Here is a 255-nt window from a genome sequence, read left to right as displayed (position 1 = left end):
ACGGAGACATACAGGAAGCATCGCTTCCACCCACAAACGTTTTCACTCGTTTTCAGTTTTGAAAGAGGAATCTCTTTCTTTTCTTCTGTTTGGTGGCGATAGCGGAGGGGTTCCACGCGTACCCATCTCGAACACGACCGTTAAGCCCTCCAGCGCCGATGGTACTTGGACCGCAGGGTCCCGGGAGAGTAGGACGTTGCCAAGCAGAGCGCATTGCTCATGGGCAGTTCTTCTGAACTGCTCTGAGGGCCCTTA

1 rRNA gene is annotated in these 255 nt (G+C 53.7%); it reads left to right on the top strand.

The annotated features are described in order from the left end of the window. Positions 1 to 88: 88 nt before the first annotated feature. Positions 89 to 205: ribosomal RNA gene (rrf, locus tag M3650_RS31635) — 5S ribosomal RNA — on the top strand. Positions 206 to 255 lie beyond the last annotated feature (50 nt).

The organism is Paenibacillus sp. MER TA 81-3 (assembly GCF_023713585.1).
GTDB lineage: Bacteria > Bacillota > Bacilli > Paenibacillales > Paenibacillaceae > Paenibacillus_B > Paenibacillus_B profundus.
The sequence above is the reverse complement of the archived record's forward strand: the minus strand, read 5'-3'. Positions and strand labels throughout refer to the sequence as shown.